5 protein-coding genes are annotated in these 6,271 nt (G+C 69.7%); 1 reads left to right on the top strand and 4 read right to left on the bottom strand.

What is annotated here, in order from left to right:
- Positions 1–94 precede the first annotated feature (94 nt).
- The 4 genes from JYK17_RS32830 to JYK17_RS32845 form a co-directional block, all read right to left on the bottom strand.
- Entirely contained in the window at positions 95–826 is a 732-nt protein-coding gene (locus JYK17_RS32830; protein ID WP_108015330.1) for an HAD family hydrolase, read from the bottom strand.
- Positions 823–2,307, bottom strand: coding sequence for a glutamate--tRNA ligase (gltX, locus tag JYK17_RS32835; protein ID WP_372465352.1), 1,485 nt, complete (start codon positions 2,305–2,307; stop codon positions 823–825). The genes JYK17_RS32830 and gltX overlap by 4 nt, the downstream gene beginning before the upstream one ends.
- Positions 2,300–3,085, bottom strand: a complete 786-nt coding sequence (locus JYK17_RS32840) for a fumarylacetoacetate hydrolase family protein (protein ID WP_108015328.1) — start codon at positions 3,083–3,085, stop codon at positions 2,300–2,302. The genes gltX and JYK17_RS32840 overlap by 8 nt, the downstream gene beginning before the upstream one ends.
- 135 nt (positions 3,086–3,220) lie before the next feature.
- Positions 3,221–3,409, bottom strand: coding sequence for a hypothetical protein (locus JYK17_RS32845; RefSeq protein ID WP_108015327.1), 189 nt, complete (start codon positions 3,407–3,409; stop codon positions 3,221–3,223).
- Between the two features lie 567 nt (positions 3,410–3,976).
- Here JYK17_RS32845 and JYK17_RS32850 point away from each other — a divergent pair.
- The coding region (locus JYK17_RS32850; RefSeq protein WP_222811791.1) for a sensor histidine kinase at positions 3,977–6,271 on the top strand (2,295 nt) is incomplete at its 3' end.

Consider the following 6,271-nt stretch of genomic DNA (forward strand, 5'->3'; position numbering starts at 1 on the left):
GCCACTGGAACGCAAGCCCCTGTGGGGATCTTGTTCTAGTTTGCTCCTCCGGCTCCGGCCTTTCGGCCCGTTCCCCGGCGGCGCAGGAAGAACATTACCTGAAGGTGGACGGGGCTCCAAAACGGGTATCGGCGCCCAGCAGCGCCGGGAGTTCGGCGAGCGAGGCGATCCGGTGCGGGCCCGCGGGGGCGTCCGCGCCGGTGTGCCCGCCCGCGCGGTCGATCCAGACCGACAGCAGTCCGGCATCCGCGGCACCGCGTCCGTCGATCTCCGGGTGGTCGCCGACGTAGGCGACCTGGTGCGGTGCCAGTTCCAGCGCCTCGCAGGCGGCCAGGAAGGCGCCCGCCGCAGGCTTGGAGACACCGAGCTCGGCGGCGCACAGGACGGTCTCGAAGCGGTCGTGCACCCCGAGCGTGCGCAGCTTGTGCTCCTGGACGTGGAGGCTCGAGTTGGACAGCACGGCGTGGCGGTAGCCGGCCGCGAGGGCGTCGAGGGCGGGCAGGACGTCCGGGAAGAGCGCCCAGGCCGCCTCGTAGTGCGTGCGGTAGCGCAGGAACCACGCGTCGGCCTCGTCGTCGCTCAGGCGATCGCTCAAGAAGGCGCGCACCCGGTCGCGGCGCTGGTCCTCGAAGGAGACCTCGCCCGCCGCGAACCGCGCCCACTGCTGGTCGGTGACCGCCCGCCAGTGCGCGAGGGCCTGCTCGACGGTGGTGTACCCGTCGAGCAGGCCCTCGGCGACGAGATGGCGGCGCATGCCGGCGCGGTCCGCGGTCGTGTAGTCGAAGAGCGTGTCGTCGACGTCCCAGACCACGGCGCGAACGCTCATGATCCGGCGGTGCCCAGCCTGGTCAGCGCCGCGTCGACGCGAGCCAGCGTCCGCTCCTTGCCCAGGACCTGCAGCGACTCGAACAGGGGCAGGCCGACCGTGCGGCCGGTGACCGCGACGCGGACCGGGGCCTGGGCCTTGCCGAGCTTGAGGCCGTGGGCCTCGCCGGCCGCGAGGACGGCCTCCTTCAGGGACTCCGCCGAGGTCCAGTCCGCCGACTCCAGCTTCTCCCTCGCCGTACGCAGCAGGGCGTCCGAGCCCTCCTTCATCGCCTTCGTCCAGCTCGGCTCGTCGAAGACCGGCTCGGCGAGGAAGAGGAAGTCGACGTTGTCGGTGATCTCCGAGAGGACCTTCAGACGGGTCTGGGCGTGCGGCGCGATCGCCTGCCAGCGGGACTCGTCGAAGGCCTCCGGCGCCCACGGGGCGAACGGCGCCTGCAGCCACGGGCGGCAGCGCTCGGTGAAGTCCTTCACGTCCAGCAGCCGGATGTGGTCGCCGTTGATCGCCTCGCACTTCTTGAGGTCGAAGCGGGCCGGGTTGGGGTTCACGTCCGCGACGTCGAAGGCCGCCACCATCTCCTCGACCGAGAAGATGTCCTGGTCAGCCGAGAGCGACCAGCCCAGCAGCGAGAGGTAGTTGAGCAGGCCCTCGGGCAGGAAGCCGCGCTCGCGGTAGAGGTTGAGCGAGGACTGCGGGTCGCGCTTGGAGAGCTTCTTGTTGCCCTCACCCATCACGTACGGCAGGTGGCCGAACTGCGGGATCTCCTTGGCGACACCCAGCTCGATCAGCGCCTTGTAGAGGGCGATCTGGCGCGGGGTGGAGGAGAGCAGGTCCTCGCCGCGCAGGACGTGGGTGATCTCCATCAGGGCGTCGTCGACGGGGTTCACCAGCGTGTAGAGCGGGGCTCCGTTGGCTCGTACGATCCCGTAGTCCGGCACGTTCTCGGGCGTGAACGTCAGCTCGCCGCGGACCAGGTCCGTGAAGGTGATCGCCTCGTCGGGCATCCGGAAGCGGACGATGGGGGTGCGGCCCTGGGCCTCGTACTCCGCGACCTGCCCGGCGCTCAGATCGCGGCAGTGGCCGTCGTAGCCGGACGGCCTGCCGGCGGCGCGTGCGGCCTCGCGGCGGGTGTCCAGCTCCTCCTGGGAGCAGTAGCAGCGGTAGGCGTGGCCGGCCTCGAGGAGCCGGTTCGCGACGTCGGCGTAGATGTCCATGCGCTGCGACTGGCGGTAGGGCGCGTGCGGGCCGCCGACCTCGGGGCCCTCGTCCCAGTCGAAGCCCAGCCAGCGCATCGAGTCGAGCAGCTGGTTGTACGACTCCTCGCTGTCGCGGGCCGCGTCGGTGTCCTCGATGCGGAAGACCAGCGTGCCCTGATGGTGCCGGGCGAACGCCCAGTTGAACAGGGCGGTGCGGACCAGGCCCACATGCGGGTTACCGGTGGGCGAGGGGCAGAAACGGACGCGTACGGGTGCGCTAGCCACGCTTGACAACCTTGTTGGTGAGAGTGCCGATGCCTTCGATGGTGACGGCGACCTCGTCGCCGACGGTGAGCGGCCCGACGCCTGCCGGGGTGCCCGTGAGGATCACGTCGCCGGGGAGCAGCGTCATGGCCTCGGTGATGTTGACGATCAGATCCTCGATCGGGTGGATCATCTCGCTGGTGCGGCCGAGCTGGCGCTGTTCGCCGTTGACCGTGAGCTGGACGGTCAGATCGCCCGCGGTGGCGAGGTCGAGGTCCGTCTCCACCCAGGGGCCCAGCGGGCAGGAGTTGTCGAAGCCCTTGGCCCGGGCCCACTGCTTCTCGCGCTTTTGGACGTCGCGCGCGGTGATGTCGTTGGCGCAGGTGTAGCCGAAGATCACGTCGGCCACGCGCTCGCGCGGGACCTCGCGGCACATGCGGCCGATGACGACGGCCAGTTCGGCCTCGTGGTGGAGGTCCTCGGTGAAGGACGGGTAGCCGATCTCGTCGCCGGGGCCGATCACGGAGGTGGACGGCTTGAAGAAGGCGAACGGGGCGTCGGGCACCTCGTGGCCGAGCTCGCGCGCGTGCTCCGCGTAGTTGCGGCCGAAGGCCACGACCTTGTTGGGGAGCACCGGCGGCAGCAGCCGGACCTTGCTCAGCGGGACCTTCGTGCCGGAGAGCTCGAAGTCCGCGAACGGAATGCCCTTGATGATGTCGAGGACGAGCTCGTCCGGCTTGTCACCCTCGACCGCGCCGAAGGCGACGTTCCCGTCGATGGAGAATCTGGCGATGCGCACGGGATCCTGGCGCCCCTTCTGAGCCTGCTGGAGTCTGACGCTCCAGGCTAACGCGGCAGGGCTGCGCCGACGTGCGCATTGCGCTGCGGTTCACCGCGTGGGGGCGCCGTGAGTGATCAGCGCCCCCTGCGCGTATTACCGGGCGGCGGAGGCTGTGGCGGGGATGTCGACGAGGATGGTGCGCCTGGGGTTCGCGGTGCGGGTGGGAAGATCGACCGAGTGCTCCGGAAGCTGCGGGATCTGCAGTTCGTCGGTGCCCTCGAGGTCGGCCAGAGTGGTGCGTCGCGGGTTGGCTATGTTCTGGAACATCATCGTCGTCTTCACGGTTGTTCTTGACCCTGTCGTCCGTCGCTGCTTGGCAGTTGCTTGCATCTTGTAAAGCGCCAGGCTAAACGCGCCATTCCCCGCGGAAGTCCGGGGAACCCCTCGATCAGCGTGTGAGTTTGCTCACGGCGCCGAGGTCAAAACGGTCAATTCAGGCCCTCAACCCACCCCACCGAAACGGACATTGAGCACCTGAAGGCATCATTCCGCTCCTGATCATGTCGACTGGGACACCGCCCGATCCCGCGCAACTCGCGGGTATACGCCCGTTTTGCTGCGGATACCTCTCTACGGCTGGTGACCTCGCACTCACGTGCTGTCACGTACGTCACGGCATGGCGCGCGAGCCTTGTTGGAGATCCCGCACTGTGCTGGAATGCCACGGACCGCCGCAGGATCGAGCCGGCGCACAGGGGGCGCAACGCGCGCCGAGCGGCGGCGAGACAGGGGAACCAGCGCCGGTCACTTCACGACCACAGGGGGCGCATTCAGGGCGCCTCCCAAAACGCCGACACCGTGTCTTTCCGTTCACGCGGAGGGGCGCCTGGTCCAGAGGTTGCGACGCTAGTGCAGGGACGTTTCAAGAGGGATGGCAGTGCTTCGGCGGAGCCGGAGCCGCACGGCGGGACTGGCCCCAATGTCGGCAGTTCCTCGCCCCAGCACGCCCAGAGCCAGGGACCGGGCCCGTCCGGCGACGGCGGTGACCGCTCCGGACCGGGGGCGTCCGCGGGTTCAGGGGCTCCCGGCAGCGCCACTCCGGTGGTGAAGCCGCCCAAGGGCCCGGCCGGCCCCGGATCGCGCGTGGCACTGCGCAACTGGCGCATCTCCACGCGCCTTGTGTCGCTGCTCGCGCTTCCCGTGGTGGCGGCCACCTCGCTGGGCGCCCTGCGCATCAGCGACAACATGGACGACATCCAGCAGCTCGACAACATGAAGCTGCTGACGGACATGACCAAGCAGGCCACCGAGCTGGCCGCCGCGCTCCAGGAGGAGCGCGACCAGTCGGCCGGCCCGCTGGCGCACGGCTCCAAGGCGAGCGACTACACGGTCAAGGGCTACCGCGACAAGACGGACCGGGCCGAGCAGAACTTCAAGGACGCCGCCGAGGAGATCGACGTCTCCGGCAAGGACGAGAACCTCCAGGGCGTCCGCGAGAGCCTCGTCAGTGTCGTCAGCGACCTGGGCACGCTGGAGAAGATCCGCTCCGGCGCCTACGAGACCAAGCTCAACTCCTCGCAGACCGTCGAGTCGTACCACCGCCTCATCACGCACCTGCTGGACCTCTCGCAGGACATGGCGGAGGCCACCAGCAACCCCGAGATGATCCAGCGCACGCGCTCCCTGGCGGCCTTCTCCTCCGCCAAGGAGTACGCCTCCGTCCAGCGCGCGGTCCTCGCGGCGGCCCTGCCGGCGAACAACACCTCGGTCGGCAAGCTCTCCGAGAACGACCGGCTCTACGCCCAGTCGGCGCTGCAGAGCCAGGGCTCGGACCTGCGCAGCTTCAAGAGCATCTACGGCACCGACAGCGCGGCCGCCCTCCTCAAGCCCATCGAGGAGAACAACGCGACGATCAAGGCCACCGACACCTACGCCAGCCGCGCGCTGGCCGGTCAGGACGGCCTGCAGGACCTGCAGAAGCGTTCGTACCAGGACTGGGTGGACGACAGCTCGACCAAGATCGAGCAGATGCAGAAGATCGAGCACACGCTGCTCGAGGACATGGAGCAGAAGGCCCGCGAGCTGCGCTCCGCCTCCGAGCGCGAGGCGATCATCTCCGGTGCGCTGATCCTGCTCGTGCTCGGTGTCTCGCTGGTCGGTGCCTTCGTCATCGCCCGGTCCATGATCCGCTCGCTGCGCCGGCTGCAGGAGACCGCCAACAAGGTCGCCCAGGACCGGCTGCCCGAGCTGGTCAAGCAGCTGTCGGAGTCGGACCCGCAGGACGTCGACACCTCCGTCGAGTCGGTCGGTGTGCACTCCCGGGACGAGATCGGCCAGGTGGCCGCGGCCTTCGACGACGTCCACCGCGAGGCGGTCCGCCTCGCCGCCGAGCAGGCCCTGCTGCGGGGCAACGTCAACGCGATGTTCACCAACCTCTCGCGCCGCTCCCAGGGCCTCATCCAGCGTCAGCTCTCGCTCATCTCCGAACTGGAGTCCCGCGAGGCCGACCCGGACCAGCTGTCCTCGCTGTTCAAGCTCGACCACCTCGCGACGCGTATGCGCCGTAACGGTGAGAACCTCCTCGTCCTCGCCGGTGAGGAGCCCGGCCGCCGCTGGACCCGCCCGGTCCCGCTGGTCGACGTGCTCCGCGCCGCCGCCTCCGAGGTGGAGCAGTACGAGCGCATCGAACTGGCCGCCGTGCCGACGACCGAGGTCGCCGGCCGCGTGGTCAACGACCTCGTGCACCTGCTCGCCGAGCTGCTCGAGAACGCGACCTCCTTCTCCTCGCCGCAGACCAAGGTCAAGGTCACCGGTCACGCGCTGCCCGACGGCCGCGTGCTGATCGAGATCCACGACACCGGTATCGGCCTCTCCCCCGAGGACCTCGCGGCGATCAACGAGCGGCTCGCCTCGCCGCCCACCGTGGACGTCTCGGTCTCCCGCCGCATGGGTCTGTTCGTGGTCGGCCGGCTGTCCCAGCGCCACGGCATCCGCATCCAGCTGCGCCCGTCCGACTCCGGTGGTACGACCGCGCTGGTCATGCTGCCCGTGGACGTCGCCCAGGGCGGCAAGAAGCCGCAGGGCAAGCCAGGTCAGGGCGCTGCCTCCGGTGGTCCCGCAGCGGCCCAGGCCGCCGCGGGCGCGGCCGCGGCCCGTCGTCAGGCGGCTGCGGCCGGTGCGTCCGGCGGTGGCGCCCTCGGCGCC

The organism is Streptomyces plumbidurans (assembly GCF_019857225.1).
GTDB lineage: Bacteria > Actinomycetota > Actinomycetes > Streptomycetales > Streptomycetaceae > Streptomyces > Streptomyces plumbidurans.

Bases quoted from the DNA above. Each gene is read 5' to 3' on its own strand.
- JYK17_RS32830 (WP_108015330.1), bottom strand. From the start codon at position 826: ATGAGCGTTCGCGCCGTGGTCTGGGACGTCGACGACACGCTCTTCGAC.